This is a genomic window from Pseudomonas sp. JUb52, assembly GCF_004341115.1.
In the GTDB taxonomy this organism is placed as follows: Bacteria; Pseudomonadota; Gammaproteobacteria; order Pseudomonadales; family Pseudomonadaceae; genus Chryseomonas; species Chryseomonas oryzihabitans.
Genome location: NZ_SLYS01000008.1, coordinates 160,954 through 185,744 on the forward strand (window position 1 = coordinate 160,954; position 24,791 = coordinate 185,744).

General features: G+C 66.1%; 25 protein-coding genes, 3 tRNA genes and 2 pseudogenes. 12 read left to right on the top strand and 18 right to left on the bottom strand.

Going from position 1 to position 24,791, the window contains the following annotated elements; translation table 11 throughout:
* Window positions 1–3: 3 nt before the first annotated feature.
* From EC839_RS15140 to tyrS, 5 genes are all read right to left on the bottom strand, one after another.
* The gene (locus tag EC839_RS15140) at window positions 4–789 is read right to left on the bottom strand and encodes an enoyl-CoA hydratase (RefSeq protein WP_007162199.1); all 786 of its coding nucleotides are present in this window, start codon (window positions 787–789) and stop codon (window positions 4–6) included.
* A gap of 14 nt (window positions 790–803) precedes the next feature.
* Window positions 804–1,988: an acetyl-CoA C-acyltransferase gene (locus EC839_RS15145; RefSeq protein ID WP_007162198.1), complete on the bottom strand. Its 1,185-nt coding sequence runs from the start codon at window positions 1,986–1,988 to the stop codon at window positions 804–806.
* Window positions 1,989–1,998: 10 nt separating this feature from the next.
* A complete protein-coding gene (locus EC839_RS15150; protein ID WP_007162197.1) occupies window positions 1,999–2,766 on the bottom strand; it encodes an SDR family NAD(P)-dependent oxidoreductase in 768 nt (255 codons plus the stop codon).
* A gap of 98 nt (window positions 2,767–2,864) precedes the next feature.
* Complete coding sequence (locus EC839_RS15155; RefSeq protein ID WP_007162196.1) at window positions 2,865–3,542, bottom strand: SDR family NAD(P)-dependent oxidoreductase; 678 nt, start codon at window positions 3,540–3,542, stop codon at window positions 2,865–2,867.
* A 10-nt stretch (window positions 3,543–3,552) separates the two neighbouring features.
* Complete coding sequence (gene tyrS, locus EC839_RS15160) at window positions 3,553–4,797, bottom strand: tyrosine--tRNA ligase (protein WP_007162195.1); 1,245 nt, start codon at window positions 4,795–4,797, stop codon at window positions 3,553–3,555.
* A gap of 593 nt (window positions 4,798–5,390) precedes the next feature.
* On the opposite strand from tyrS, the gene EC839_RS15165 reads away from it, so the two are divergent.
* Both EC839_RS15165 and EC839_RS15170 read left to right on the top strand, forming a co-directional pair.
* Entirely contained in the window at window positions 5,391–6,563 is a 1,173-nt protein-coding gene (locus EC839_RS15165) for a GAF domain-containing protein (RefSeq protein WP_007162194.1), read from the top strand.
* A 5-nt stretch (window positions 6,564–6,568) separates the two neighbouring features.
* Window positions 6,569–7,180, top strand: a complete 612-nt coding sequence (locus EC839_RS15170; RefSeq protein WP_177416741.1) for a histidine phosphatase family protein — start codon at window positions 6,569–6,571, stop codon at window positions 7,178–7,180.
* Here EC839_RS15170 and EC839_RS25005 read toward each other — a convergent pair.
* The 7 genes and pseudogenes from EC839_RS25005 to EC839_RS15195 form a co-directional block, all read right to left on the bottom strand.
* Window positions 7,177–7,719 carry a methyl-accepting chemotaxis protein gene (locus EC839_RS25005; protein WP_371099719.1) on the bottom strand — a complete coding sequence of 181 codons (543 nt, stop codon included), beginning with the start codon at window positions 7,717–7,719 and terminating at the stop codon, window positions 7,177–7,179. The genes EC839_RS15170 and EC839_RS25005 overlap by 4 nt on opposite strands.
* Window positions 7,720–8,490: pseudogene (locus EC839_RS25010) on the bottom strand (PAS domain-containing protein); the annotation flags it as partial.
* Between the two features lie 250 nt (window positions 8,491–8,740).
* The gene (locus tag EC839_RS15180; protein ID WP_132832734.1) at window positions 8,741–10,210 is read right to left on the bottom strand and encodes a chemotaxis protein CheW; all 1,470 of its coding nucleotides are present in this window, start codon (window positions 10,208–10,210) and stop codon (window positions 8,741–8,743) included.
* Window positions 10,207–12,255: a PAS domain-containing methyl-accepting chemotaxis protein gene (locus tag EC839_RS15185; protein WP_372237660.1), complete on the bottom strand. Its 2,049-nt coding sequence runs from the start codon at window positions 12,253–12,255 to the stop codon at window positions 10,207–10,209. Before EC839_RS15185 ends, EC839_RS15180 begins: the two co-directional genes overlap by 4 nt.
* Window positions 12,256–12,294: 39 nt before the next feature.
* Window positions 12,295–12,681: pseudogene (locus EC839_RS25015) on the bottom strand (PAS domain-containing protein); the annotation flags it as partial.
* 142 nt (window positions 12,682–12,823) lie between these two features.
* Entirely contained in the window at window positions 12,824–13,609 is a 786-nt protein-coding gene (locus EC839_RS15190) for a sulfite exporter TauE/SafE family protein (RefSeq protein ID WP_132832735.1), read from the bottom strand.
* A 117-nt stretch (window positions 13,610–13,726) separates the two neighbouring features.
* On the bottom strand, window positions 13,727–14,089 hold the full coding sequence (locus EC839_RS15195; RefSeq protein WP_007162187.1) for a hypothetical protein: 363 nt from the start codon (window positions 14,087–14,089) through the stop codon (window positions 13,727–13,729).
* A 165-nt stretch (window positions 14,090–14,254) separates the two neighbouring features.
* Between EC839_RS15195 and EC839_RS15200 the strand changes: the two genes are divergently transcribed.
* From EC839_RS15200 to EC839_RS15205, 3 genes are all read left to right on the top strand, one after another.
* Window positions 14,255–14,458 carry a hypothetical protein gene (locus EC839_RS15200; protein ID WP_007162186.1) on the top strand — a complete coding sequence of 68 codons (204 nt, stop codon included), beginning with the start codon at window positions 14,255–14,257 and terminating at the stop codon, window positions 14,456–14,458.
* A 76-nt stretch (window positions 14,459–14,534) separates the two neighbouring features.
* Complete coding sequence (locus EC839_RS24560) at window positions 14,535–14,663, top strand: hypothetical protein (RefSeq protein ID WP_007162185.1); 129 nt, start codon at window positions 14,535–14,537, stop codon at window positions 14,661–14,663.
* 177 nt (window positions 14,664–14,840) lie between these two features.
* Window positions 14,841–15,023: a hypothetical protein gene (locus EC839_RS15205; RefSeq protein ID WP_007162184.1), complete on the top strand. Its 183-nt coding sequence runs from the start codon at window positions 14,841–14,843 to the stop codon at window positions 15,021–15,023.
* Window positions 15,024–15,118: 95 nt separating this feature from the next.
* Here the strand turns inward: EC839_RS15205 and EC839_RS15210 are convergent.
* The 3 genes from EC839_RS15210 to EC839_RS15220 form a co-directional block, all read right to left on the bottom strand.
* A tRNA-Leu gene (locus tag EC839_RS15210) sits at window positions 15,119–15,203 on the bottom strand.
* Window positions 15,204–15,254: 51 nt separating this feature from the next.
* A tRNA-His gene (locus EC839_RS15215) sits at window positions 15,255–15,330 on the bottom strand.
* A gap of 35 nt (window positions 15,331–15,365) precedes the next feature.
* Window positions 15,366–15,442 (bottom strand) — tRNA-Arg (locus EC839_RS15220).
* 247 nt (window positions 15,443–15,689) lie between these two features.
* Between EC839_RS15220 and folD the strand changes: the two genes are divergently transcribed.
* Window positions 15,690–16,544, top strand: coding sequence for a bifunctional methylenetetrahydrofolate dehydrogenase/methenyltetrahydrofolate cyclohydrolase FolD (gene folD, locus EC839_RS15225; protein ID WP_007162183.1), 855 nt, complete (start codon window positions 15,690–15,692; stop codon window positions 16,542–16,544).
* A gap of 42 nt (window positions 16,545–16,586) precedes the next feature.
* Here the strand turns inward: folD and EC839_RS15230 are convergent, their stop codons facing one another.
* Window positions 16,587–17,432 (bottom strand): glycine betaine ABC transporter substrate-binding protein, encoded by an 846-nt coding sequence (locus EC839_RS15230; RefSeq protein ID WP_371099721.1) that lies wholly within the window; start codon window positions 17,430–17,432, stop codon window positions 16,587–16,589.
* Between the two features lie 269 nt (window positions 17,433–17,701).
* On the opposite strand from EC839_RS15230, the gene EC839_RS15235 reads away from it, so the two are divergent.
* On the top strand, window positions 17,702–19,012 hold the full coding sequence (locus EC839_RS15235; protein ID WP_007162181.1) for an alpha/beta fold hydrolase: 1,311 nt from the start codon (window positions 17,702–17,704) through the stop codon (window positions 19,010–19,012).
* A gap of 97 nt (window positions 19,013–19,109) precedes the next feature.
* Window positions 19,110–19,826, top strand: a complete 717-nt coding sequence (locus EC839_RS15240) for a VacJ family lipoprotein (RefSeq protein WP_223855461.1) — start codon at window positions 19,110–19,112, stop codon at window positions 19,824–19,826.
* A 3-nt stretch (window positions 19,827–19,829) separates the two neighbouring features.
* Here EC839_RS15240 and EC839_RS15245 read toward each other — a convergent pair whose 3' ends face one another.
* Entirely contained in the window at window positions 19,830–20,966 is a 1,137-nt protein-coding gene (locus EC839_RS15245) for a patatin-like phospholipase family protein (protein ID WP_007162179.1), read from the bottom strand.
* The gene (locus tag EC839_RS15250) at window positions 20,967–21,902 is read right to left on the bottom strand and encodes a lipid A biosynthesis lauroyl acyltransferase (protein ID WP_007162178.1); all 936 of its coding nucleotides are present in this window, start codon (window positions 21,900–21,902) and stop codon (window positions 20,967–20,969) included.
* Window positions 21,903–22,053: 151 nt separating this feature from the next.
* Here EC839_RS15250 and minC point away from each other — a divergent pair, with 151 nt between their 5' ends.
* The 4 genes from minC (at window position 22,054) to EC839_RS15270 (ending at window position 24,765) form a co-directional block, all read left to right on the top strand.
* Window positions 22,054–22,809, top strand: coding sequence for a septum site-determining protein MinC (gene minC, locus EC839_RS15255; protein WP_007162177.1), 756 nt, complete (start codon window positions 22,054–22,056; stop codon window positions 22,807–22,809).
* 134 nt (window positions 22,810–22,943) lie between these two features.
* Window positions 22,944–23,762, top strand: coding sequence for a septum site-determining protein MinD (minD, locus tag EC839_RS15260; RefSeq protein WP_007162176.1), 819 nt, complete (start codon window positions 22,944–22,946; stop codon window positions 23,760–23,762).
* The gene (gene minE, locus EC839_RS15265) at window positions 23,759–24,013 is read left to right on the top strand and encodes a cell division topological specificity factor MinE (RefSeq protein WP_007162175.1); all 255 of its coding nucleotides are present in this window, start codon (window positions 23,759–23,761) and stop codon (window positions 24,011–24,013) included. Before minD ends, minE begins: the two co-directional genes overlap by 4 nt.
* A gap of 116 nt (window positions 24,014–24,129) precedes the next feature.
* Window positions 24,130–24,765 (top strand): RluA family pseudouridine synthase, encoded by a 636-nt coding sequence (locus EC839_RS15270; RefSeq protein WP_007162174.1) that lies wholly within the window; start codon window positions 24,130–24,132, stop codon window positions 24,763–24,765.
* Window positions 24,766–24,791: the final 26 nt, after the last annotated feature.

The window sequence follows — 24,791 nt, forward strand, 5'->3', positions numbered from 1 at the left end:
GGACTAGCGATGCTCGAACTTCGCCGGCCGCTTCTCGACGAAGGCCGCCATGCCTTCCTTCTGGTCGGCGCTGGCGAACAGCGAATGGAAGACCCGGCGCTCGAAGCGGATGCCCTCGGCCAGGCTGGTCTCGAAGGCGCGATTGACGCTCTCCTTGAGCAGCAGGGTCGCCGGCAGGGAGCGACTGGCGATGCCACGGGCGGCCTCCAGGGTGCGCTCCAGCAGCTCGTCGGCGGGAAACACCTGGGCGACCAGGCCGGCGCGCTCGGCTTCGGCGGCGGGCAGCTGTCGTCCAGTCAGGCACAGCTCCATGGCCTTGGCCTTGCCCAGGGCGCGGGTCAGGCGCTGGGTGCCGCCGATGCCGGGAATGACGCCCAGGGTGATCTCCGGCAGGCCGAAGCGCGCGGTATCGGCGGCATAGATGAAGTCGCACAACAGCGCCAGTTCGCAGCCACCGCCCAGGGCGTAGCCGGCGACGGCGGCGATCAGCGGCTTGCGCCGCTCGGCGATGCGATCGGCGACGCGGAAATAGTCGTCCAGGTAGATCTGCGGATAGCCCTGCCCGGCCATTTCCTTGATGTCGGCGCCGGCGGCGAAGGCCTTGGCCGAGCCGGTGAGCACCACGCAACCGACCTCGGGATCGGCGTCCAGGCGCGCCAGCATGGCATCCAGCTCATGGAGCAGCTGGGCATTGAGGGCGTTGAGCGCCTTGGGGCGGTTGAGGGTGATGAGGGCGACGCGCGCTTCGATCTCCAGCAGCAGGGTCGATTCGGCAGAGGGTTCGCTCATGGTCTTGTCCTTGTCTAGTCGTTGAGTTCCAGCGCCATGGCCGCGGCCTCGCCACCGCCGATGCAGATGGCGGCCACGCCCCGGCGCAGACCGCGCTGGCGTAGCGCCTGGATCAGAGTCACGAGGATCCGCGCGCCGGACGCGCCGATGGGATGGCCCAGGGCACAGGCGCCACCGTGCACGTTCAGCCGCTCCGGGTCCAGCCCCAGGGCATCCTGGGCGGCCAGGGCCACCACGGCGAAGGCTTCGTTGATCTCGAACAGGTCGACCTCGCTCAGTTGCCAGTCGACACGCTCGAGCAAGGTGCGGATGGCACCGATGGGCGCGGTGGGAAAGTCGCCCGGGGCGCCGGCATGGGCGGCATGGCCACGGATCGTCGCCAGCGGCCGCAGGCCTTGGCGCGCCGCCGTGCTGGCGCGCATCAGCAGCAGCGCCGCGGCGCCATCCGAGATGGAGCTGGCGTTGGCCGCGGTGACGGTACCGCCTTCGCGAAAGGCCGGCTTGAGGGTGGGAATGCGTGTCGGATCGGCGCGGCGCGGTTGTTCATCGGTGTCGATGCTCAGGGTCTCCTTGCGCCCCGCCACCTCTACCGTGACGATCTCGGTGGCGAAGGCGCCGCTCGCCTGGGCCTGGCGCGCCCGGGCGAGGGACTGCTGGGCATAGGTATCCTGGCGTTCGCGGCCGATACCCAGGCGCGCCGCGCAATCCTCGGCGAAGGTGCCCATCAGGCGCCCGGGCTCATAGGCGTCCTCCAGGCCGTCGAGAAACATGCTGTCGATCAGGGCGCCATGGCCGAGGCGGTAGCCGCTGCGGGCCTTTTCCAGCAGATAGGGCGCGCGACTCATGCTTTCCATGCCGCCCGCCACCACCACCTCGGCACTGCCGGCGCGCAGCAGGTCATGGCCGAGGATGGCCGCCTGCATGCCCGAACCGCACATCTTGTTCAGGGTGGTGCAGCGCGTGCTCTGGGCCAGCCCGGCGCTAAGGGCCGCCTGGCGTGCCGGAGCCTGGCCGAGACCGGCGGGCAGCACGCAGCCCATGAGCACCTCGTCGACCCGTTCCGGCGACCAGCCGCCCCGCTCCAGCACGGCGCGGAGCACGGCGCTGCCCAGTTGCGGCGCCGACAGCGCCGCCAGTTCGCCGCCCAGGGCGCCCATGGGGGTGCGAGCGGCGGCGACGATGACAATGGGATCGTTCATGACAGGTCTCCTAGCGCGGGGCCATGCGCAGCGCACCGTCGAGGCGGATCACCTCGCCGTTGAGCATGGAATTCTCGATGATGTGGCGGACCAGGGCGGCGAATTCCTCGCCGCGACCGAGGCGTGGGGGAAAGGGCACGTTGGCGGCCAGAGCGTCGCGCACCTCGGGGGTCATGCCAGCCATCATGGGCGTCTCGAAGACGCCCGGCGCTATGGTCATGACCCGGATGCCCTGCCCGGCCAGTTCGCGCGCCGCCGGCAGGGTGAGCGCGGCGACGCCCCCCTTGGAGGCGGCATAGGCGGCCTGGCCGATCTGGCCGTCGAAGGCGGCGATGGAAGCGGTGTTGATGATCACGCCGCGTTCGCCGCCGGCATCGGCCTCACCCTGGGCCATGGCCGCGGCGGCCAGGCGCAGGACATTGAAGCTGCCCACCAGGTTGACGTTGATGATGCGCGCGAAGGCGGCGAGATCGTGGGGGCCGTTGCGCCCGAGGATGCGAGCGCCGCCGACGATGCCGGCGCAGTTGATCGCCCCCTGCAGACCGCCCCAGCGCGCCAGCAGGGTATCCAGGGCAGCGCTCAGGGCCTCGGCATCGGTTACGTCCACGGCGAGCGCCAGGGCCCGGTCGCCGAGGCGTTCGGCCTGGGCCTGCACGGCGTCGGCCTGCAGATCCAGCAGCGCCACCCGGGCGCCTGCCGCGATCAGCGCCGTGGCGGTGGCGGCGCCGAGGCCGGAACCGGCGCCGGTTACCAGAAAGGTGTGCTCGTCGATGCGCATGGGCAGGCTCTCCAGGATGATGGCCTCATCTTCGATCCTCGACAGAGGTCGGACAAGGGCCGGATCGCTCAGCCGCACTGAGCGATCCGGCCCCCTGCTCACCAGGGCAGGGCCTGGCCCTGGTAGTCGAGAAAGGCACAGCCGCGCTGGCTGGACCGCGCCTCGATCGTCGCTACCAGCCCGGCGACGCTATCGGCCACCGCGACCGGCGCGCTGGACCCACCCAGCGCGGTGCGTACCCAGCCCGGGTGCAGCGCCAGCACGGCGAAGGCCGGTTGCTGCCCGGCGACCCAGCTCTGCAACAGGCTGTTGAGCGCCGCCTTGCTGGCGCCATAGAGCGGCATGTCGGCGGCCCGTGCCAGGCTGACGCTGCCCATCTGCGAACTCAGGCAGGCCGCCACTCCCGCCGCAGCCATCCGCGGTGCCAGGGCCTCCAGCAGCCGCAGCGGCGCCACGGCGTTGGTCAGAAACAACTCGCCCAGCTCCGCGGCAGTCGCCCGCTGCCCATATGCCTCGTGCGGCCCCATGATGCCGGCATTGACGATCAGCCGATCCAGCGGCTCATCGCGGCTTTCGCTCAGCAGCCGTGCGCCCAGCTCGGGATCGCAGAGATCGCCGGTCACCACCCGCAGCCGCCCCGGGGCGGTTGCCGCCAGGGCCTCCAGCGCCGTGCTCGGCGTTCGTACCAGCGCCAACACCTCGTCGCCGCGCTCCAGGTAGCGCTCGACCAGCCCCAGCCCTATGCCCCGCGAGGCGCCTATCACCCAGACCTTCATCGCCTTCTCCTCAGTCCACCGCTGTGATGCGCAGATGCCGCTTCTTGCCCAGACTTACCCGTCGACCGACGTCGCCCGCCGTGAGCCGCAGATCGGGATCGGGTACCGGCTGTTCGTCCAGGCGCAACCCCCCGCCTTCCGCCAATCGGCGAACCGCGCTGCGCGAGGGCTGCACACCGGTCTGCACCAGCAACTCGACCAGGCTGACACCCGCAGCGAGCTGCCGGCGACTCAGGGCGAGCGTCGGCAATTGACCACCGCCGTCCCGGTCGGCGAAGACATCGGCGGCCGCCGCCTCGGCCGCGCGCTGGGCCTGCTCGCCGTGGGCCAGGCGGGTCGCCTCGTTGGCCAGCACGGTCTTGGCCAGATTGATCTCCGCGCCGCCCAGGGCCGCCAGCCGCCGTACCTCGTCCAGCGGCAGCTCGGTGAACAGCGCCAGGAAGCGCTCGACGTCGGCATCGTCGCAGTTGCGCCAGAATTGCCAGAAGTCGAAGGCCGACAGCCGTTCCTCGTTGAGCCAGACCGCGCCCTGGGCGGACTTGCCCATCTTGCGGCCGTCACGGGTGGTCAGCAGCGGCATGGTCAGGCCATGGAGCTGAGGGCCACCCTGCCGGCGCGACAGCTCCACGCCATTGATGATGTTGGCCCACTGGTCCGCGCCGCCCAGCTGCAGGGTGCAGCCATAGCGCCGCGACAACTCGACGAAGTCGTAGGCCTGCAGCAGGGTGTAGCCGAATTCCTCGAAGGACAGCGAGTGCTCGCGATCGAGGCGATTCCTGATGGCATCGAAGGTCAGCAGCCGATTGATGGAAAAGTGCCGACCCACGGCGCCGAGGAAATTCAGGTAGCCCAGGCCGTCGAGCCATTCGGCGTTGTCCACCACCTGGGCGCGACCATGGCCATCGCCGACCTCCAGGTAGCGGTGGAAGGCCTTGGCAATGCCCACCATGTTCAGGGCGATCTGGCCGTCGGTGAGCACCGGGCGGCTGCTGTCGCGAAAGCTGGGATCGCCGATGCGCGTGGTGGCGCCGCCGATCAGCAGCAGGATGGGATGGCCAGCGCGCTGCAGCCAGCGCATCAGCATCAGGCCCTGCAAATGGCCGACGTGGAGACTGTCGGCGGTGGCGTCGAAGCCGAGATAGCCGGTCACCGGGCCGCGGGCAAAGGCGCGGGCGAGGCCGTCACGGTCGGTGGTCTGGTGGACGAAGCCGCGGGCTTCGAGGGTGGCGAGCAGGTCTTGCGTGGTGCTGTCCATGGGGTCTCCTGTGGCTGGACGGTGCCTGGGAGACCGGGAGAAGTTGCCTTGACCGAGCCGCCCTAGGCGGTTCGGTCATGCAGCGCAGTACCTACCACCCGATATTGGTCAGGTAGTAGTAATAGGCGCTGATAGGGCAGAGGAAGGTTCGCATGGGGCGCCACGCTACCGACTCGCCTCCCGCTTGGCAACTGCGAACCGCTCACGCTGCCGCTTCGACCAGATGTCGCACCTCCTCTGGCAGCGGCTGAACGAACGGCGACAGTGGCGTTCCGACTCCTGTCCTTTGCCAGCAGTATCGAGACGCAGAGATGAACCTACCCGCTCCACCCTCCGAGATCCCCAGCACCGGCATGGCAGTCCCAGGCGTACCTGGACAAGGAACCGCCCTTGCGTGAGAGGATCTCCCCGATGAAACGCATTACCCCGGCCAATCTGCTGTTGCTGCTCCTCTGCCTCACGGTGCTGGCCTACGCCACCGATCTGATCGGCTAGCCGGGGCCGGCCGCCGGCTGGCCCAGCGTTCTGACGGTTGCTCTCCGCCGTCTCTTCGCCTAGCGTTCAGGACCTGTCCGTCAGAGAACTACCGTGCCATGCCCAGCCAACCCTCCAGCACCGTCGAAAGCATCGAGCTGCTGACGTCTCTGGATTCCGTGGCGGCGCTCCTGCGCGTCGTCTGCGACATCAGCGGCCTCGGGGTCGCCACCGTGGCCGAGGTCACCGAGCAGCGCTGGATCGCCTGCGCTGTAGAGGATCGCATCACCTACGGCCTGCAACCCGGCGCCGAACTGGATCTCGAATCCACCCTGTGTAACCACGTGCGCTCCTCCCACGACGCCGTGATCATCAGCGACGTGACCCAGAATCCCACCTACTGCGACCATCCGGCGCCGGGCCTCTATGGCTGGAAGAGCTATCTGTCGGTCCCGGTGTTCAGGCCGAATGGCACCTTCTTCGGCACGCTGTGCGCCTTCGATCCGCAGCCCGCGCCGCGCCTGGAGCAGCGCCCGGTGATCGACACCCTGGACGGCTTCGCCCGCCTGCTGGGTGAATTGCTCGCCCGGGAAGAGCAGCGTCGCGAGGAAAGCCCCGGCGCGCGTGGTGATCGCGATCTCACGCCGCTGCGTGAGCAACTGCTGGTGCTGCTGGAAGAGGACCTGCAGCGTCCGCTGCAGGCGCTGGCCACGCAGGACCTGCCCACGAGTGCCGCAGAGGCGGAGCTCTGGCAAGCCGAGGCCCGCCGCCTGGCCGAACGCAGCGCTGCGGCTGCCGACTTCGTGCGCGCGCGTCTGGGTCATGGCCTACCCCTGAAACCGACGCTGGAAGAGAACGTCAATGAACGGCTGCTGGGCCTGTTCGCCGCGCTGCAGACTCGCTTTCCCGGCCAGGCGTTGAGCAGCGAGCTGCAGGCTTTGCCTGCCGCCTTGCGCCTGGATCTGCCGCGCGTGCTGCAGGCACTGGACGCCGTGCTGGAGCAGGTCGCTTCCCGCAATCCGCCCAGTGGCACTCTGCTGCTGCGCACCATGGTCGAGGAACGCTGCTACAGCCTGGTTGTGGAAAGCAGCACCGCCGTGATGGATCCTGGCACCCTGAGCCAGATGTTCCAGCCGGCGCTGACCCAGGCCGATCCTGAACAGCCCGCCCGCCTGGAGCTGAGCCTCTACCTCGCCCATGAGATCGCTCGCGGCCATGGCGGCAGCCTGATCGCGCGCCAGGAAAACGGCCGTCTGCGCTTCATCCTCACCCTACCCACTGCCCTGGATTGATGCCCTTGCCCTTCCCTTCCCCCTTGCTGGTGATCCGTCACGGCGAAACCGACTGGAACGCCAGCGGTCGCCTGCAGGGTCGCCAGGACATACCGCTCAACGCCCGCGGCCGGGCCCAGGCCCAGGCCGTGGGCCTGGCGCTGCGCGAACGCCTCGACATCTCTCGCTTCACCTGTCTGAGCAGTCCGCTGCAACGCGCCAGCGAAACCCTCGATCTGATCCTGGCGCAACTGCCGGGTGCGCCGCTCAGCCTGGGCCGCGATGCGCGTCTGGCGGAAAAGGCCTTTGGCGACTGGGAAGGCCTGGACATGCCGACCATCGCCCAGCGCTATCCGGAGCAGCACGCCCGGCGCGTCGCCGAGCCCTACACCTTTCGGGTACCCGGTGGCGAAAGCTATGCCGATGCCGCCGAACGGGTGCGCCCGCTGCTGGAGGAGCTCCAGGGTCCCACCCTGCTGGTGGCCCACGGCGCCCTGATCCGCAGCCTGCTGGTGGCCATCGGCCTGGCCAGTCCGGAAGTGGCGACCCGGATGATCATCCACCAGGGCCGCTGGCTGGAACTCGATGCGACCGGTTATGCGTGCTACAGCGCCCCTGGCTGGGACGCGCAGCCTTAACTCAGCCGGCGAGCGAACTGGCTGACCGCGCCCACCACCTGCCGGGCGCCTTCCTGGATCTCGGTGATGCGCACCCCGGCGTTGCTGGCCAGGTGCAGCCCCTGCTCCGCCTGCTGGCGACTGGCGGCCATGTTGCTGACCGCGGTCTGCGCCAGTTGCTGGTTCTGTTGCACCACGCCGACGATCTCCTCGGTGGCCTTGCTGGTGCGCCCGGCCAGTTGTCGGACCTCGTCCGCCACCACCGCGAAGCCACGCCCCTGCTCGCCGGCCCGGGCAGCTTCTATGGCGGCGTTGAGCGCCAGCAGATTGGTCTGCTCGGCGATGCCGCTGATGGTCTTGACGATGGCGCTGATCACCAGCGATTGCTTGCCGAGGTCTTCGATGCCGTTGGCGGCGACCTGGATCTCGTCGGCGATGCGGGTCATCACCGCCACCGTGTCCTGCACCACCGCCGCGCCCTGGCGGGCACTTTCGTCGGTGGTCTGGGAGATGTCGAAGGCGACCCGGGCGGCCTCGGCCACCGCCAGTTCCTGTTCCACCTGCTCGGTGATGACGGTGGCGAACTTGATGACCTTGTACAGCTCTCCGCGGGTATTGAGCACCGGGTTATAGGAGGCTTCCAGCCAGACGGTGCGGCCATGGCTGTCGATGCGCTGGAAGCGGCTGGCCACGTAGTCGCCGCGATTGAGCTGTTCCCAGAAGGCGCGATAATCGGCCGACTCAGCCTCTTCACGGCTGCAGAACATCCGGTGATGCTTGCCAACGATTTGCGTCAGCGAATAGCCCATGCCCTGCAGGAAGCGCTCGTTGGCGGTCAGCACCTCACCGGAGAGGTTGAATTCGATCACCGCGGTGGAACGCAGCAGCGCATTGATGATGCCCGAGTGCTCGGTGGAGGTTTCCACCTGCTCGGTACGGTCATAGGCATAGCAGCGGATCTGTTTGACCTGGCCCTGACTGTCACGCACCGGCGTCCAGATCGCATAGAGCCAGGCCACGCCGCCAGTGCCGTGCAACAGCCGGTAGATGCCACTGGCCTGCCGTCCTTCACTGAAACTCTGCTTCAGCTCCCGATAGCAGTCCATGCATTTGACGTAATCAGGAATGAGATCGTCGAGTTTTCGCCCGTTCAAGGTGCCAGGCGCATAGCCCAGACACCGGCCGAAGTTCTCGTTGAAATCCTCGATCCGGCCCTGGGCGTCCAGTAGCAGGCAGAGCGCATCGTTACAGAACGCAGTGCGCAGCTGACGATGATCGGCCAGTTCGGCTTCGAGTTCGGCGATGCGACGTTTGAGTGCGGCGTTGAACATGGGATCACCCAGGAAAGTTGTGTCTCTCTCTGGTTCGACGCGCCGCAAGATTTCTTGACAAATTGCTGATGAAAGCCAGGACCCGCACTCGGCAAGGGCAGCGCCCGTGACGCGCCCGGCTTGGTATCGGTTGGAAAACGTCGTGGGCTCTAGCCTGCCCCTATCGCTTAGATGATAGCCCCCACCGGAGCCCGACAGAGGCACTGGCAAGCCCTTGCCCGACCGCTCAACGAAGCGACAGGCGGTCCCGTTAAATTGCCGCGGCCACTCGCTCCGCAAGGGCTTGGCGTGCCTGACCTTCCAGGCGTTGCACCAGCGCGCCGAGATTGATCAGGGTCGCCTGGCGACTGTTGCCCGGAGACCCTACGCCTACCCAGCTCTGCGCCCGCTGCGCCGGCACCGCGCCGCGCTCCCCGGGCAGTTGCCAGCTGCGCGCTAGGGCATCGGCGCGCAATTCGGTAAAGGCCTCGATGGCCTCCACCCGCTGCACCACGAAGCCCAGGCGCTGACGCTGCCCTTCCACCACGATCACCTGATCGCCGGGGCCGGGCTCGACCGCCACTGCGCCGGCGAGGGTGCGCAGGCACACCAGGGTAATCTGCTGACCGCGGACCTCCATCAATCCCAGCAACCGCGGGTCCCGCTGACCGAGGCGCAGGAAATGCGCCGGCAGCGGCAGGACCTCGGCCACCTGCTCCAGCGGTACGGCGAACAGCAATTCGGCGAGAAAGGTCAGGCACGGCTGACGCCGCACCTGGCGGCGCTCTTCGCGCAACAGGTCGCGATCGGTACGATAGATCCGCGCATAGGCGACCGCGGCCTCCTGGCACCCCAGGGCCAGGTGATCGATCACGATCGCCGCCTCGCCACCGGCGGCGCTGAATACCCCACGTAACAGCCCCGGCTGCTCCAGGCCAAAGCCCAGCAGTGGCGCGCATTGCGCCGGATCCCGGCGCCACATGCCGAGCAGCCGCTGGAAGCCGAAGGCGACCCGATACTGACCCTGGTCACCTGCCGCCAGCACCAGCAGCTGCTCATGGTGACCGTTGGCGCAGGAGGTGAGGCCGAGCAGCTCGGACAGCTCCAGCACCGGCAAGGCCTGGCCCCGTAGCTGCACCTGGTGGCGACAGCTGTCGCTGGCGAATTCGCTGGGGGTCAGTTGCGGTCGATCCACCAGCTCCTGCACCACCGCCGCGTCCAGGCACAGGCGGCGCCCGTCGCACTCGAACAGCAGATAGAGGCGCTCCCCTTCCATGCCGCCGGCCACCTGCTGTCGCGTCGGCGGCACGTCGGCACTGACCTCGAAGCCCGGCAAGGCGGCCAGGGCGTCCAGGTCCAGCAGATGCACCAGCCGGCCGCTGTCCGGGCGCAGGTACACCTGCCCCAGCAGGCGTCCAGGCGCGCCTTGCAACCGTACGACGACGTCATCCGTCAGACCGAGGAGATCCACCACGCCATCGATGGCCAGGCCGAAGCGTCCACCGCCATGGCGGATCACGGCGATCCGCCGCTCGCCCGCGCCCGCCGGCAGCCCCAGCAGGCGATGACCGTCTACCAGCGGCAGCGGCTGGCCGCCCAGCTCGAAGAGGCCGAGCAGCCAGGGCACCGGACTCGGATGAGCAGCCAGCCGCTCCGGCCAGGGCACCACGCGTTCCAGGGCCTGGGCGGACAGGGCGACTTCCAGTTCGCCGATCCGCACGACGCCCTGGGTCGCGGTCACGATCGCGCTCCCCCGGTCACCGGCGTGAGCGTGGTGGCCGCGTCCAGCTCCTGGATCAGTTGATTGACCCGTGCCGCATCCTCGAGCTGGGCCGCGGTGGAGCCGTTGATGGCCTCGATGGACTGTTGGGTCTTGCCCACTCCTTCGGCGATCAGGCCAAAGGCCTCGCCCACGCTGCGCGAGATCTCGCTGCCCTGGGCGATGCTCTTGACCGACTCCAGGATCAGCTTGTTGATCTCCTTGGTCGCCTGGGACGACTTCTCGGCCAGCTTGCGCACCTCGTCGGCCACCACCGAGAAGCCCAGGCCGTGCTCGCCGGCGCGGGCCGCCTCGATGGCCGCGTTGAAGGCCAGCATGTTGGTCTGGTTGGCGATGTCGCTGATCACCTGGACAATGTCCTGGATGCCCCCGGCGGTGGTGCCTATGGCCTCCATGGCGTCCAGCGAGCGGCCCAGGGTCAGGGAGCCGCGCTCGGCTTCCTCCAGGGTGCGTCGGGCCATGCGGTTGGCGTCGTCGGTGGTCTCGGCGATCTGGTTGATGGAGCGGGTCAGGGCATGCAGCGAGAGATTCATCTGCTCGATCTTCTGCCGCAGGTGCTGCTCCAGCTCCACCTGGCGGGTGATATCGGTGGCGAACTTCACCACCTTGTGCACCTGGCCGTCGGCGTCGAAGATCGGGTTGTAGGTGGCCTGGATCCAGATGCGCTGGCCGAACTTGCTCAGCCGCATGAAGCGTCCGCCAAACACCTCGCCCTGGGCCAGCCGCGCCCAGAACTCGCGGTACTCGCCGGAGGCGACGTGTTCCGCCTCGCAGAAGATGCGGTGATGCTGGCCGCGGATCTCTTCCAGGCGATAACCCAGGGTCGCCAGGAAATTGCGGTTGGCGTCGAGGATCTTGCCGGTCAGGTCGAATTCGATCACTGCCTGGCCGCGGTCGACGGCCGCCACCTTGCCCGCATAGTCACTGTTGCGAATCTGGCTTTCGGTGATGTCCACGGCGAACTTCACCACCTTGCACGGCTTGCCGTCGGCGTCGAAGATCGGGTTGTAGGTGGCCTGGATCCAGATCTCCTCGCCCCGGCTGTTGCGTCTCTTGTACACCCCGGCGTCGAATTCGCCCCGCGCCAATTTATCCCAGAACAACCGGTACTCCGCGGAACGGGCATAGTCGTCGGGACAGAAGATGCGGTGGTGCTTGCCCACCACTTCATCGGCCTGGTAACCCAGGGCCAGCAGGAAGTTGCGGTTGGCGGTGAGCACCGTGCCGTCGAGGGAGAATTCGGCGATGGCCTGGGAGCGGTCGATGGCCGCCACCTTGCCTTCGTAGTCGCTGTTGCGCAGCTGACTCTCGGTGACGTCGCTGGCGAACTTGACCACCTTGTAGGGCTTGCCCTCGGCATCGAGGATGGGGTTGTAGGTAGCCTGGATCCACACCTGGCGGCCGTCGCTGGCGCGTCTCTTGTACAGCCCGGTATCGAAGTCGCCGCGGCCGAGCTTCTCCCAGAACAGCCGATAGCCCGGCGAGCGGGCGTGCTCGGGTTCGCAGAAGATCCGGTGATGCTTGCCGCGCACCTCGTCCAGGCTGTAACCCATGGCCGACAGGAAATTCTCGTTGGCGGTCAGGATATTGCCGTGCAGATCGAATTCGATCACCGCCTGGGCACGATCGATGGCGGCCATCTTGCCTTCGAACTCCGCGGCCTGCAGTTGCGCATCGGTGACATCGGTGGCGAACTTCACCACCTTGTAGGGCCGACCGTCGCTGTCGAGGATGGGGTTGTAGGTGGCCTGGATCCAGATCGGCCGGCCATCGCGGCGGATGCGCTTGTAGACGCCGGTATCGAAAACGCCCTGCCCCAGGCGATTCCACAGCAGGGCGTATTCCGCCGAACGCGCATAGTCGGCCGGGCACATCAGGCTGTGATGACGCCCGCGCAGCTCTTCCAGCGCATAGCCGGTCATGCCAAGGAAATTGTCGTTGGCCCAGAGCACGTTGCCCTGCAGATCGAATTCGATCACCGCCTGGGAACGATGGATGGCCTCGATCTTGCCCTCGTACTCGACCGCCTGCAGGCGCGCCTCGGTAATGTCGGTGGCGAACTTGATGATGCGCTGCGGGCGCCCTTGCGCATCCAGCAACGGATTGTAGGTGGCGCGGATCCACTTCAGGCTGCCGTCCTTGTGCCTGCGGCGATAGACGCCGCTATGGAATTCGCCGCGCCCCAGCGTTGCCCAGAAGTCCTGATAGTCGTCGCTTTCCGCTACCCCGGGCGGGCAGAACAGCCGGTGATGCCGCCCACTGATCTCCTCGAGACGATAGCCGAAGGTCTCCAGGAAGTTGTCGTTGGCGTGCAGCACATTGCCCTGCAGATCGAATTCGATCACCGCCAGGGAGCGGTCCAGCGCCTGGCGCAGCACGTGATAGGCAGAGGCATCGTCAACAGCGGCGAATTCGGCAGTGGCGGAGGACATGGGACAGCTCCAGGAAAGGACTCGGCGATCAGGTTATCGGAAATCGCGATAACAGTTTTAATACCGCCTATCCTAGAGATGTTTTGCACTAGCGGATCGCCAGTAGTCGTCCGATGAACGACCTTAAGTTTTCCATCTAGGTTCAGACCACCAGCTTGGTGCCTATGACCAGCAGCATGACCGCCAGGCAGGGCCGCAGGACAGCATCCGGTACCCGTCCGGAGAGATGACTGCCCAGGAAGATGCCCGGCAGCGAACCCAGCAACAGAAAGCCCAGGACATGCCAGTCCAGATTGCCCAGGCCGGCGTGTCCCAGCCTTGCCACCAGTGTCAGGGGGACCGCATGGGCGATCTCGGTGCCGACCAGACGCCGCGTCGCCATCAGCGGATAGAGCAGAAAGAGCGCCACCGTACCCAGGGCACCCGCGCCGATGGAGGTCAGGGTCACCATGAAGCCCAGTACCGCGCCGGTCAGGACCGTCAGGGCATTGAGCCGCCCGGCGCTCAGGTGGAATCTGTCGCCGGCATGGCGGCTGGCAAAGACGAAGATCTGCTTTTTGAACAGGATGGCCAGGGCCGTCAGCAGCAACACGATGCCGAGGGCATGCTTGATCAGTGTATTGGTCGCCTGCTGATCACCGGGTAGCAGGGCCAGGGCGAGCAGCGTCAGGGCCGCCGCGGGCACGCTGCCGGCGGCCAGCCAACCGGTCACCTTCCAGTCGATGTTGCTATTGCGCTGGTGGACGAAGACTCCGCCCGCCTTGGTGATGGCGGCATAGAGCAGATCGGTCCCCACCGCTGCGGCCGGATTGATCCCGAACCAGAGCAGGATGGGCGTCATCAGCGAGCCACCGCCCACCCCTGTCATGCCGACGATGAAGCCAACCACCAGCCCCGCGACCACGAAGCCCATCGACCCTACTTCCATTACAGCCCCAATTGCCGTTGTCGGCTCATCTTGCGGCCGCACAGGATAACCACTCAGGTTATGCCGACCTATATGAAAAGAGTCTTTGCTTATAACCGAAAACGCTAAACCAGGGGATCATCGGCCCTGGTGGGCATTCAGATAGGCCGCCACCTCGTCGTCGCCATAGCCGGCGCGCCGCGCATGGGTTTCGATGGCGGCGCGACAGGCAGGGTCGGTGATGGTCGCTGGCAGGGTGGACCCGCACGGCGTCAGGGCCGCCTGGGCCAGGAAGCTCGCGAGATCCTGCTTGTGTTCGTCGGCGACGGGATGGGTACCCGTGGTGGGTGCATGGGCCGCTACCGGCGGCGTGGTGGTGGCCACCACGGCCGGCTCGCTGCCGGTCGAGTCGCTGCGATGGGTAGTGGCCACCGCGGCGATCACCAGCAGGCCGAAACCTGCGGTCAGCACCAGCAACTTGCGCGTCGAATTCCCGCTCATGATCTGTTCTTCCCTCTATAAAGCTGACATCTCGGACCTGAAAACGACATGAGCTGCCGAAAGTCCGACTTTTGACCAATCAAGTCAGACAATATTTTTCCCACCTGTGTTCAGTCGAAGCTCCCCCATGCCACACTCCGAAGCGTCAGGAGATAGGAGCGGCTCATGCAGCAGAAGGATTTCATCGGGCCCCGCCTGCGCCAGCTCAGTGCGGATCTCTCGCTCGCCGATCGGCTGGCGGAGAGCGCCCAGGTCGATCTCAACGCCGATCTCAAGCGCCGGGTTCGCGAAGACCTGGAACAGGCGCTGCGCGAAGTGGGTCAGCTCAGCGAAGAACAGACGCTCTGGCTGAACTGGGCGAACAGCTAGCCTTGATGCGACCGGTGTCGTCGCGCTGTAACGCGCGGTTGCTATCTGTTGCGGCATCTACCTTCTGGAGCCCAGCATGAAAGCGGAATACGAAATCAGTGATGACATCGCCCAGTTCGTGGGCGGCGCCTTGATCAGCCTGGTCCTGATCAGTGGCGGAGCCCTCGGCGGCGCCTTCTTCCTGCTGACCTCAACACTCAACTGACCGTTGGTCGCCACCTCCCGCCTGACCCGCCCCGGGGCGCGGCCGTCCTTGACCGGCCGCGTGGCCAGCGGCGGCGCCGCCACTCGTCCGGGCTCTCCAGGCATCTTGCATTACCCGCCCAGCGCATTATCTTGAAGGTGCCAATAACAATTAGTGCATACGGCAAGAGGTCGGATCATGCGAACCCAATTGACCCGCTCGATCACCCTGTTCGACAGCGCCATCGATCAGTCCGCCACGGCAGGCTCGCCGCCGCCCGTGTGCCACAGGCGCACAGCGCAACGCTGGACCCGGGCCCTGCTGTTCGGCACTTCGCTGGCCTTCGCCCTCTGCGCGCCGCTGCTGCGGCATCTGCACTGAGGTCCGGCGCCGGCGCTAGCGATCCTCTGGCCGCCCGCTAAATCGCGGGCACAAAAAAACCGGCACTGGGCCGGTCTTTTGCTGTGCATCTTGATTGGTGCGGACGGAGAGACTCGAACTCTCACACCTTGCGGCGCCAGAACCTAAATCTGGTGTGTCTACCAATTCCACCACGTCCGCGAGACGCTTGAAACACGAACGCCAGACACAAGGTCTGGCGTTCGCTAAATATGGGGTGGACGATGGGAATCGAACCCACGACACCAGGAGCCACAATCCTGTGCTCTACCAACTGAGCTACGCCCACCATATCTTACCTGCTTGCCGTCGCCGAACCGCCAATGGCGCGCCCGGCAGGACTCGAACCTGCGACCATCCGCTTAGAAGGCGGATGCTCTATCCAGCTGAGCTACGGGCGCCTGTTACGGCAGCTGCCCTAGCAGAGACTTCCTTGGTGAGAAGCCTCTTGCCTGGCCCTTGTCAGTGACTTGGGCTGTGCTCGGCAAGCGGGGCGAATGTTATAAAGCTCGCGCAGGTCCGTCAACTAATTTTTTAAAAATTTTTAAGCAGAAGAATGAGTTAGCCGCCGCAGAGGCTTCTCTGTTGCGAGCGGGCCCGTCCATGCGAAAATGGCCGACCCTTTTCCGTCACCACCAGAAATCGCCCATGACCGCCCAACTGATCGACGGCAAGTCCATTGCCGCCCGCCTGCGCCAGGATATTGCCCAGCGAGTCTCTCAACGTCGTAGCGCCGGACTGCGCGCCCCTGGCCTCGCCGTCATCCTGGTCGGCGACGATCCCGCCTCGCGCGTCTATGTGGCGCACAAGCGCAAGGACTGCGAAGAGGTCGGTTTCGACTCCTATGCCCATGACCTGCCGGCCACTACCAGCCAGGCCGAGCTGGAAGCCCTGATCGATCGTCTGAATGACGACACCGGCGTCGACGGCATCCTGCTGCAACTGCCCCTCCCCGCCCACCTGGACGCCACCGGGTTGCTGGAGCGCATCCGCACCGACAAGGACGTGGACGGCTTCCACCCCTACAATTTGGGCCGGCTGGCGCAGCGCAATCCCCAGCTGCGCCCCTGCACGCCCAAGGGCATCATGACCCTGCTGCACAGCACCGGCGTCGACCTCTATGGTCTGGATGCGGTGGTCGTCGGCGCCTCCAATATCGTCGGCCGCCCCATGGCGCTGGAATTGCTGCTGGCCGGCTGCACCACCACCGTGACCCACAGGTTCACCCGCTCCCTCGAGCACCATGTCAGCCAGGCCGACCTGGTGGTGGTTGCCGTGGGCAAGCCCGGACTGGTCAAGGGTGAATGGATCAAGCCCGGCGCCATCGTCATCGACGTCGGCATCAATCGTCAGGCCGATGGCCGCCTGGTCGGCGACGTCGAATACGAAAGCGCCTGCGAACGCGCCAGCTGGATCACCCCGGTCCCGGGTGGCGTCGGCCCCATGACGCGGGCCTGCCTGCTGGAGAACACGCTGTACGCGGCCGAGCAGCTGCACAGCTAGCAAAACGGGCCCCGCGGGGCCCGTTCTTCATTCGGCCAACCCTCAGGGCAGCCAGGACTTCACGCGATCCGGATGGGCAGCGATCCAGGCCTTGGCGGCCTCTTCCGGCTTCTTGCCCTCTTCCACGGCCAGCATCACCTCGTTCACCTCACCCGGCTGCCAGGCGAATTTCTTCAAGAAATCCCAGACCGGCTTGGCCTTGGCTTCCAGGGCCGGGTTGGCCACGGTGTCCACATGCTCGGAGCCACCGAACACGCCCTTGGGATCTTCGAGGAACTTGAGCTTCCACTTGGCGAACATCCAGTGCGGTACCCAGCCCGTCACCACGACCGGCTTCTGGTCCTTTTCCGCCCGGGTCAGCTCGGCGATCATGCCGCTGCCCGAACTGGCTACCAGCTTGTAGTCCAGGCCGTAGTCCTTGATCGCCTGGTCGGCCTTGAGCATGACCCCGGCACCGGCGTCGATACCGACGATCCGGCCGCCGAAGTCGGCCTTCTGCGCCTGCAGATCGGCGATGCTGTTGGCCTTGACGTACTCCGGCACGATCAGACCGATCTTGGCATCGGGGGTGTTGACGTTCAGATCGACCACCTGGTCCTTCATCTTCTCGTAGTAGGCGCCGTGAGTGACCGGCAACCAGGCGGAGAGCATGGCGTCGAGCTTGCCGCGCGCGACCCCCTGCCACATGATGCCGGCGGCGACCGGCATGAGCTTGACCTCATAGCCCAGATTCTGGCGGATCACTTCAGCTGCGGTATGGGTCGTGGCCACGCTATCGGCCCAGCCATCGACATAGCCGATGGTGATTTCCGGCTTGGCCGCCTGGGCCAGGCTCATGGCCGAGGTCAGCGCAACACCGAGTCCTATTCCCAACAGTTTCTTCACCATGCTCATGCAGCAGTCCTCTCGCTATGGAAGTCGGGCGGTTGCCCCACCCCCATCATTCGGGCAATGCAAGATGGCCACTACCGCCTGGACGACGCATAACGACCGGTTAGCGACAAGAGCTGCACTTTTCGCGACATCCGATGTCGCTTGACGCAGCCCGTCGACCGCTCTGTAATCGACGCCTCGCAGAAACCTTCGCTTGCCGATGCAACCTATCGGCGAGTCGTTGTCTTACCTACGCTCTCAAGCCCTCTGAAAGGACTCTGTCCATGCGTCTTCCGTTGCGCGTCGCCGCCCTGCTGGGCGCGCTGTTTTCCGGCCTCTGGGGTACCGCGCACGCGGCCGCCGAAGTGGATGCCGCCACCTATGGCTATCCACTGGTCAATCCTTTCGAAGCCACCATCGTCACCACGCCGGAAAAATTCCGCCCCGAGCTGCCGCCCGAAAGCACCATCGACCAGGATGACTACAGTCTCAACCTGCGTCCGGAGCGGGAATACCAGATGCCCGGCAACTTCTGGCCGGTGAAGAAATTCCACTACCGCCTCGCCCGCCAGGACCATCCGGCGCCGCTGATCTTCCTGATCGCCGGCACCGGGGCCAACTACTCTTCTAGCACCCAGGAATACCTCAAGCGGCTGTATTACGCGGCCGGCTACCACGTGGTGCAGCTGTCCTCGCCCACCAGCTGGGACTTCATGGTGTCGGTGTCGCGCACAGCCACCCCGGGCTACACCCCGCACGATGCCGAGGACCTCTATCGGGCCATGCAGGCGGTGCGCGCCCAGCATCCCAAGCTGCCCGTCACCGACTACTACCTGACCGGCTACAGCCTGGGCGGCCTGGACGCCGCCTTCGTCTCCTACCTGGACGAAAGCCAGCGCAGCTTCAATTTCAAGAAGGTGCTGATGGTCAATCCGCCGGTCAATCTGCTTACCTCGGTACGCAACCTGGATCGCCTGGTGCAGACCGAGGTGAAGGGCGTCACCAACAACCGCACCTTCTACGAGCTGATCCTGTCCAAGCTGACCCGCTACTTCCAGGAAAAGGGCTACGTCGACTTCAACGACGCCGTGGTGCGCGACTTCCAGCGCTCGCCGGAGCGGCTGAGCAACGAAGAACTGGCCATGCTGATCGGATCGTCCTTCCGCTTCTCGGCAGCCGACATCGCCTTTACCTCCGACCTGATCAACCGTCGCGGCCTGATCACCCCGCCGACCTACCCGATCAGCGAGGGCACCAGCCTGACGCGCTTCTTCGCCCGTTCGCTGCAGTGCGACTTCGACTGCTACATGACCGAGCAGGTGATGCCGTTCTGGCAAAAGAACTTCAAGGGGCAGAACCTCGACGATCTGGCGCGCAAGTCCAGCCTCACCGCGCTGGAGGACTATCTGAAGAGCAGCCCGAAGATCGGCGTCATGCACAATGCCGACGACATCATCCTCGGCCCGGGCGACCTCGGTTTCCTGCGCAAGACCTTTGGCGATCGCTTGACCGTCTATCCCCACGGCGGCCATTGCGGCAATCTCAACTACCGCGTCAACGCGAACGCCATGCTGGAGTTCTTCGCCCGTGGTTAAGTCCCTGCTCGCTCTTCTCCTGATGGCCAGTGCCTCGGTATTCGCTGCCGAATCGAGCCCGCCGCCCTCCTCCACCCTGACCATCGGCTCGGACACCATGCCGGCCGCGCCCGTGGGCGCCGACGGCTTCAGCAATCCGCTGTCGACCCTCAAGTACAACCCGGGGCTGGACCAGCGCGAATTCGAACGGGCGTCACTGGTGGCGCTGGACGTCTACGACCCCTTCGAATCCTGGAACCGCCACGTCTACCACTTCAACTATCGGCTGGACGAGTGGGTCCTGCTGCCGGTGGTCAATGGCTATCGCTATATCACCCCGCGCTTCGTCCGCTCGGGCGTGAGCAACTTCTTCAGCAACCTGGGCGACGTCAACAACCTGCTCAACAGCCTGCTGCAGTTCAAGGGCCGCCGCGCCCTGGACACCACCGGCCGGCTGCTGCTCAACACCACCGTGGGGGTGTTCGGCCTGTGGGATCCGGCGACCCGCGTCGGGCTGATCAAGCAGCCGGAAGACTTCGGCCAGACCCTGGGCTTCTATGGCGTGGGTGACGGTCCCTTCCTGATGCTGCCGATCCTCGGCCCGTCCAACCTGCGCGACACCGGTGGCCTGGCGGTGGACTTCGCCGCCGAGGCGCAGATCAACTTCCTCAACGTCAGCGACGAGAGCAGTCGTCATCCGGAGATCATGGTGCTGCGCGGCATCAACCTCAGGTACGTGACCGACATGAGATACGGCCAGCTCAACTCGCCCTTCGAGTACGAGAAGATCCGCTACTTCTACACCAAGGCGCGGGAACTGCAGATCGCCGAATAAGGCCTAGGCGCCGGCGAGAAAGGCCCGCAGCTCCGGTAGGCGGGCCTGGGCATCGGCCCGTCCCAGCGCCATGAGTTCCTGGCAATAGGCCGCCTCGAACAGCAGATAGCTGAGCAGTGCACTGCCCGAAGGCCGGTTCACCCCGACGCCGCGCAGCAACTGCCGCAAGGCCGGCGGCAGGCGCTTGCGATGGTGGGTGGCGATATCCGCCAGCGGCTGGCTGGGCGAGATCACCAGCATCTCCACGGGACGGCAGAACCGTCCGCTGACCGGATCCCCCGCCGGCAGCGCACTGCTCAGCAGATTGAGACGCCGCAGGGTTTCGGTGTCGCTGTCCAGGGCATCGACGAAGGTGCTGTTGAGCAGGTGGCCGCCGATCTGCGCCACCGTCGGCGGCCGACCCTGCAGGCCGTGCTCGTGCCCCCCGGGCGCGCCGAGCCCTATGACCAGGATGCGATCCGCCCCCAGATGCAGCGCCGGACTGATGGGCGCCGTCTGCCGCACCGAGCCATCGCCCAGGTATTCACGCCCCACCTTCACCGGCGGAAAGAACAGCGGAATGGCCGTGCTGGCGAGCAGGTGGTCGACCGCCAGCCGCGCCGGAACCCCGACGCGCCGATGGCGAAACCAGGGATCCAGGGCGCCATGACTCTGATAGAAGGTCATCGCCTGGCCCGAGGCGTAACCGAACGCCGTGACTGCCACGGCGCGCAGGGCGCGCTGGCGCAAGGCGGCGGTGATGCCGGAGAAATCCAGCTCGCGGCTGAGCAGGGCTCGCAGCGGGGCGTTGTCGAGCAGGGCCAGGGGCTCCTGGCGCCAGGCGCCGAACAGCGTCTGCAGCCCGAAGCGCGCGGCCTGGCGGGTCGCCCCCGCCCAGTCGCTGCGATAGATCATCGCCGTGTCCAGCCCTGCCCAGACCGCCGCCAGGCGATCCACCGCGCGGCCGAAATCCAGGGCGCCACAGCCCAGCACGGCGGCGTTCAGCGCCCCCGCCGAGGTACCGACGAGAATCGGAAAGGGATTGTCGGAACGTACCGCCAGGGTGTCCGCGACCACCTGCAGCACCCCGACCTGATAGGCGGCCCGCGCGCCACCGCCGGCCAGAATCAGCCCCGTGCGCCCTTCGCCGCCCAGACTCATCTAGCGTTTCTTCTTCAGATAGAGCTTGGGCTCACCGGCCGGGCGGGTCTTGAAGCGCCGGTGGGCCCAGAGGTACTGCTCGGGCAACTGGCTGACGCAGTGCTCCACCCACTGGTTGATGCGCAGGCAGTCGGCTTCCTCGCTGTCGCCAGGGAAGTCGGCTAGCGGCGGATGAACGACCAGGCTATAGCCAGAACCGTCCGCCAGCCGCTCCTGGGTGAAGGGCAGCACCCTGGCCCGCCCCAGTCGGGCGAACTTGGTGGTGGCCGTCACCGTCGCCGCCTGGATGCCGAACAGCGGCACGAAGAGGCTCTGCTTGGCGCCGTAGTCCTGGTCGGGCGCGTACCAGATGGCGCGACCGGCGCGCAGCACCTTGAGCATGGCGCGCACGTCCTCGCGCTCGATGGCGGTGGCGTCCAGGTTGTGGCGCTCGCGACCCCGGCGCTGGATGAAGTCGAACACCGGATTCTTGTGCTGGCGGTACATGCCATCGATGGTATGCCGCTGACCGAGCAGCGCCGCACCGATTTCCAGGGTGGTGAAATGCAGCGCCATGAGGATCACGCCCTGCCCGTCGCGCTGGGCGGCCTGCAGGTGCTCGAGGCCTTCGATATGGGCCAGCCGGGCCAGGCGCTGCCGCGGCCACCACCAGCTCATGGCCATCTCCAGCAGGGCCATGGCGCTGCTGGCGAAGTTGCGCCTGAGCAACAGGTCACGCGCCTGTTCGTCGAGCTGGGGAAAGCAGAGTTCCAGATTGCGGCGGGCGATGGCCCGGCGCTGCCCGGCGACGTGATAGAAGATCCAGCCGAGTCCCCGGGCCAGACGCAGCAGCACGGCGTAGGGCAGTTGCACCAGCAGCCAGAGCAGACCGAGCCCCAGCCAGAGCGGCCAATAACGTGGATTGAGAAAGGCGAGGCGGAAAGACGGCCGCTCCATCGGAACTCCTGCATGAAAAAGTCGCGCCATTCTACAGGCCTCGCGCAGATTTCCCGTAGCCTTCACAGTCACGGCCCCCCGCACCCGGTGAGGGTTGCGACACGCGGGGCATCCCGCTATAAGTCCCGCCATCCAAGCACAAGTACCCACCATGACCGCAGCCGATCCTTCCGAAAGCGACTCCGTCTTCCAGCTCAAGGGCAACATGCTCGCCGTGACCGTGCTGGAGCTTCTCCGCAACGACCTCGGGCGCCTGGACCGGCAACTGGCCCAGAAGGTCGCCCAGGCCCCCAACTTCTTCCAGGAAACGCCGCTGGTGCTGGGCCTGGACAAGCTTGCCGAGGATGCCGGCCCGCTCGACCTGGGCGCCCTCCTCGACCTCTGCCGCCGCCACGGCCTGCGCACCCTGGCCCTGCGTGCCAGCCGCAGCGGGGACCTGGCCGCCGCCAACGACTACGACCTGCCGATCCTGCCGCCCAGCTCCGGTGGCCGCGAGCGCCAGGTCGAGCCGCGCGATCGCGAACCGGTGAAGCCGGCGGAACCGCCCAAACCGGTCATACCGCCCGCCCCGCCGATCAATCCGACCAAGATCATCACCGCACCGGTGCGCGGCGGCGTGCAGCTCTATGCCCCGGCCGGTGATCTGGTGGTGCTGGCACCGGTCAGCCCGGGCGCCGAACTGCTCGCCGACGGCAACATCCATGTCTATGGCCCCATGCGCGGCCGGGCACTGGCCGGCGTCAAAGGTGATACTAAAGCGCGGATTTTCTGCCAGCAGCTGACCGCGGAACTGCTTTCCATCGCCGGCCAGTACAAGGTCGCCGAAGACCTGCGACGCCATCCACAATGGGGCAATCCGGTGCAGGTCAGCCTGGTGGGAGATGTGTTGAACATCACCCGTCTTTAACGGATACTTCCGCGAATTTTTCGCACTTGGCGCCTAAGCCGCCAACGGCAACACGAAGCGCGACACTGCCTGCAATCTCGTCACCGAGGGCACCGAGTCGCTTCAGTTATTACTTTCGATCAAGGTGAATCAGTTTGGCCAAAGTACTCGTAGTCACCTCCGGCAAGGGCGGCGTCGGCAAGACCACCAGCAGCGCCGCCATCGGTACCGGTCTCGCCCTGCGCGGCCACAAGACCGTCATCGTCGACTTCGACGTCGGCCTGCGTAACCTCGACCTGATCATGGGCTGCGAGCGCCGCGTGGTGTACGACTTCGTCAACGTGATCAACAACGAAGCCACCCTGAGCCAGGCCCTGATCAAGGACAAGCGTCTCGAGAACCTGTTCGTGCTGGCCGCCAGCCAGACCCGTGACAAGGACGCCCTGACCCAGGATGGCGTCGAGCGTGTGATCAATGAACTCAAGCAGACCTTCGATTTCATCGTCTGCGATTCCCCCGCCGGCATCGAGAAGGGCGCCCACCTGGCGATGTACTTCGCAGACGAGGCCATCGTGGTGACCAACCCCGAAGTCTCCTCGGTCCGCGACTCCGACCGCATGCTCGGCCTGCTGGCCAGCAAGTCGCGGCGCGCGGAAAAGGGCGAGGAAGCCATCAAGGAACACCTGCTGCTGACCCGCTACAACCCCGAGCGCGTGACCAAGGGCGAAATGCTCGGCGTCGAGGACGTGGAAGAGATCCTGTCCATTCGCCTGCTGGGCGTGATCCCCGAATCCCAGGCGGTGCTCAAGGCGTCGAACCAGGGTATTCCGGTGATTCTCGACGAACAGAGCGACGCCGGTCAGGCCTACAGTGATACCGTGGAGCGACTGCTCGGCAAGGAAGTGGCCTATCGCTTCCTCGACGTGAAGAAGAAAGGCTTCCTGCAACGTCTGTTCGGGGGTGGTGGCGAATGAGCATCTTCGACTTCTTTCGCGATCGGAAGAAGCAGAACAGCGCTTCGATAGCCAAGGAGCGGCTGCAGATCATCGTGGCCCACGAACGCGGGCGCCACGAGCAGCCGGACTATCTGCCGCAACTGCAGAAGGACCTGCTGGAAGTGATCCGCAAGTACGTGCCCATCGAGCAGGACCAGATCCAGGTCGAACTGGAAAACCAGGGCAGCTGCTCGATCCTCGAACTCAACATCACCCTGCCCGACCGCTAAGGCGCGTCTTGCAGGACAGCGGCGGCCCCAGGGCCGCCGTTGGCGTTTAAGCCATGTCGAATCCGCTGCGCCCGTCAGGCGCGGGCCGGCTTCGCAAGCAGGCCCCCAGGAAGCCCATGCCCCTCTCCAACATCCGTATCATTCACCAGGACGACGCCCTGCTGGTGGTCGACAAGCCCACCCTGCTGCTATCGGTCCCCGGTCGCGCCGAAGACAACCGTGACTGCCTGGTGACCCGCCTACAGGAAAACGGCTATCCGGAGGCCCGTATCGTCCACCGCCTGGACTGGGAGACCTCCGGGGTCATCGTGCTGGCGCGGGATGCCGACAGCCACCGCGAGCTGTCCCGGCAATTCCATGACCGGGAAACGGAAAAGGCCTATAGCGCCCTCTGCTGGGGCGAGCCGGAGGCCAACAGCGGTCGCATCGAATTGCCGCTGCGCTACGACCCGCCGACCAAGCCGCGCCACGTGGTGGATCACGAACTGGGGCGCCATGCCCTGACCTTCTGGCAGGTGCTGGAGCGTCACGGTCACTACAGCCGGGTGGAACTCACCCCCATCACCGGCCGCTCCCACCAGTTGCGCGTCCATATGCTCAGCATCGGTCATCCGCTGCTGGGCGATCAGCTCTATGCGCAGGGCGAGGCGCTGGCGCTCCGGCCCCGCCTCTGCCTCCACGCCAGCCTGCTGACGCTGACCCATCCCGTCTCGGGCGAGCGGATGAGCTTTACCAGTCCCGCGCCTTTCTGATCCTTCGCTGGCCTACTGAGGCACTC

Excerpts from the sequence above, each read along its gene's own strand:
- EC839_RS15140 (WP_007162199.1), bottom strand. The coding sequence starts at position 789 with ATGAGCGAACCCTCTGCCGAATCGACCCTGCTGCTGGAGATCGAAGCG.
- EC839_RS15145 (WP_007162198.1), bottom strand. The coding sequence starts at position 1,988 with ATGAACGATCCCATTGTCATCGTCGCCGCCGCTCGCACCCCCATGGGC.
- EC839_RS15150 (WP_007162197.1), bottom strand. The coding sequence starts at position 2,766 with ATGCGCATCGACGAGCACACCTTTCTGGTAACCGGCGCCGGTTCCGGC.
- EC839_RS15155 (WP_007162196.1), bottom strand. The coding sequence starts at position 3,542 with ATGAAGGTCTGGGTGATAGGCGCCTCGCGGGGCATAGGGCTGGGGCTG.
- tyrS (WP_007162195.1), bottom strand. The coding sequence starts at position 4,797 with ATGGACAGCACCACGCAAGACCTGCTCGCCACCCTCGAAGCCCGCGGC.
- EC839_RS15165 (WP_007162194.1), top strand. The coding sequence starts at position 5,391 with ATGCCCAGCCAACCCTCCAGCACCGTCGAAAGCATCGAGCTGCTGACG.
- EC839_RS15190 (WP_132832735.1), bottom strand. The coding sequence starts at position 13,609 with ATGGAAGTAGGGTCGATGGGCTTCGTGGTCGCGGGGCTGGTGGTTGGC.
- EC839_RS15195 (WP_007162187.1), bottom strand. The coding sequence starts at position 14,089 with ATGAGCGGGAATTCGACGCGCAAGTTGCTGGTGCTGACCGCAGGTTTC.
- EC839_RS15200 (WP_007162186.1), top strand. The coding sequence starts at position 14,255 with ATGCAGCAGAAGGATTTCATCGGGCCCCGCCTGCGCCAGCTCAGTGCG.
- EC839_RS24560 (WP_007162185.1), top strand. The coding sequence starts at position 14,535 with ATGAAAGCGGAATACGAAATCAGTGATGACATCGCCCAGTTCGTGGGC.
- EC839_RS15205 (WP_007162184.1), top strand. The coding sequence starts at position 14,841 with ATGCGAACCCAATTGACCCGCTCGATCACCCTGTTCGACAGCGCCATC.
- folD (WP_007162183.1), top strand. The coding sequence starts at position 15,690 with ATGACCGCCCAACTGATCGACGGCAAGTCCATTGCCGCCCGCCTGCGC.
- EC839_RS15230 (WP_371099721.1), bottom strand. The coding sequence starts at position 17,432 with ATGGTGAAGAAACTGTTGGGAATAGGACTCGGTGTTGCGCTGACCTCG.
- EC839_RS15235 (WP_007162181.1), top strand. The coding sequence starts at position 17,702 with ATGCGTCTTCCGTTGCGCGTCGCCGCCCTGCTGGGCGCGCTGTTTTCC.
- EC839_RS15240 (WP_223855461.1), top strand. The coding sequence starts at position 19,110 with ATGCCGGCCGCGCCCGTGGGCGCCGACGGCTTCAGCAATCCGCTGTCG.
- EC839_RS15245 (WP_007162179.1), bottom strand. The coding sequence starts at position 20,966 with ATGAGTCTGGGCGGCGAAGGGCGCACGGGGCTGATTCTGGCCGGCGGT.
- EC839_RS15250 (WP_007162178.1), bottom strand. The coding sequence starts at position 21,902 with ATGGAGCGGCCGTCTTTCCGCCTCGCCTTTCTCAATCCACGTTATTGG.
- minC (WP_007162177.1), top strand. The coding sequence starts at position 22,054 with ATGACCGCAGCCGATCCTTCCGAAAGCGACTCCGTCTTCCAGCTCAAG.
- minE (WP_007162175.1), top strand. The coding sequence starts at position 23,759 with ATGAGCATCTTCGACTTCTTTCGCGATCGGAAGAAGCAGAACAGCGCT.
- EC839_RS15270 (WP_007162174.1), top strand. The coding sequence starts at position 24,130 with ATGCCCCTCTCCAACATCCGTATCATTCACCAGGACGACGCCCTGCTG.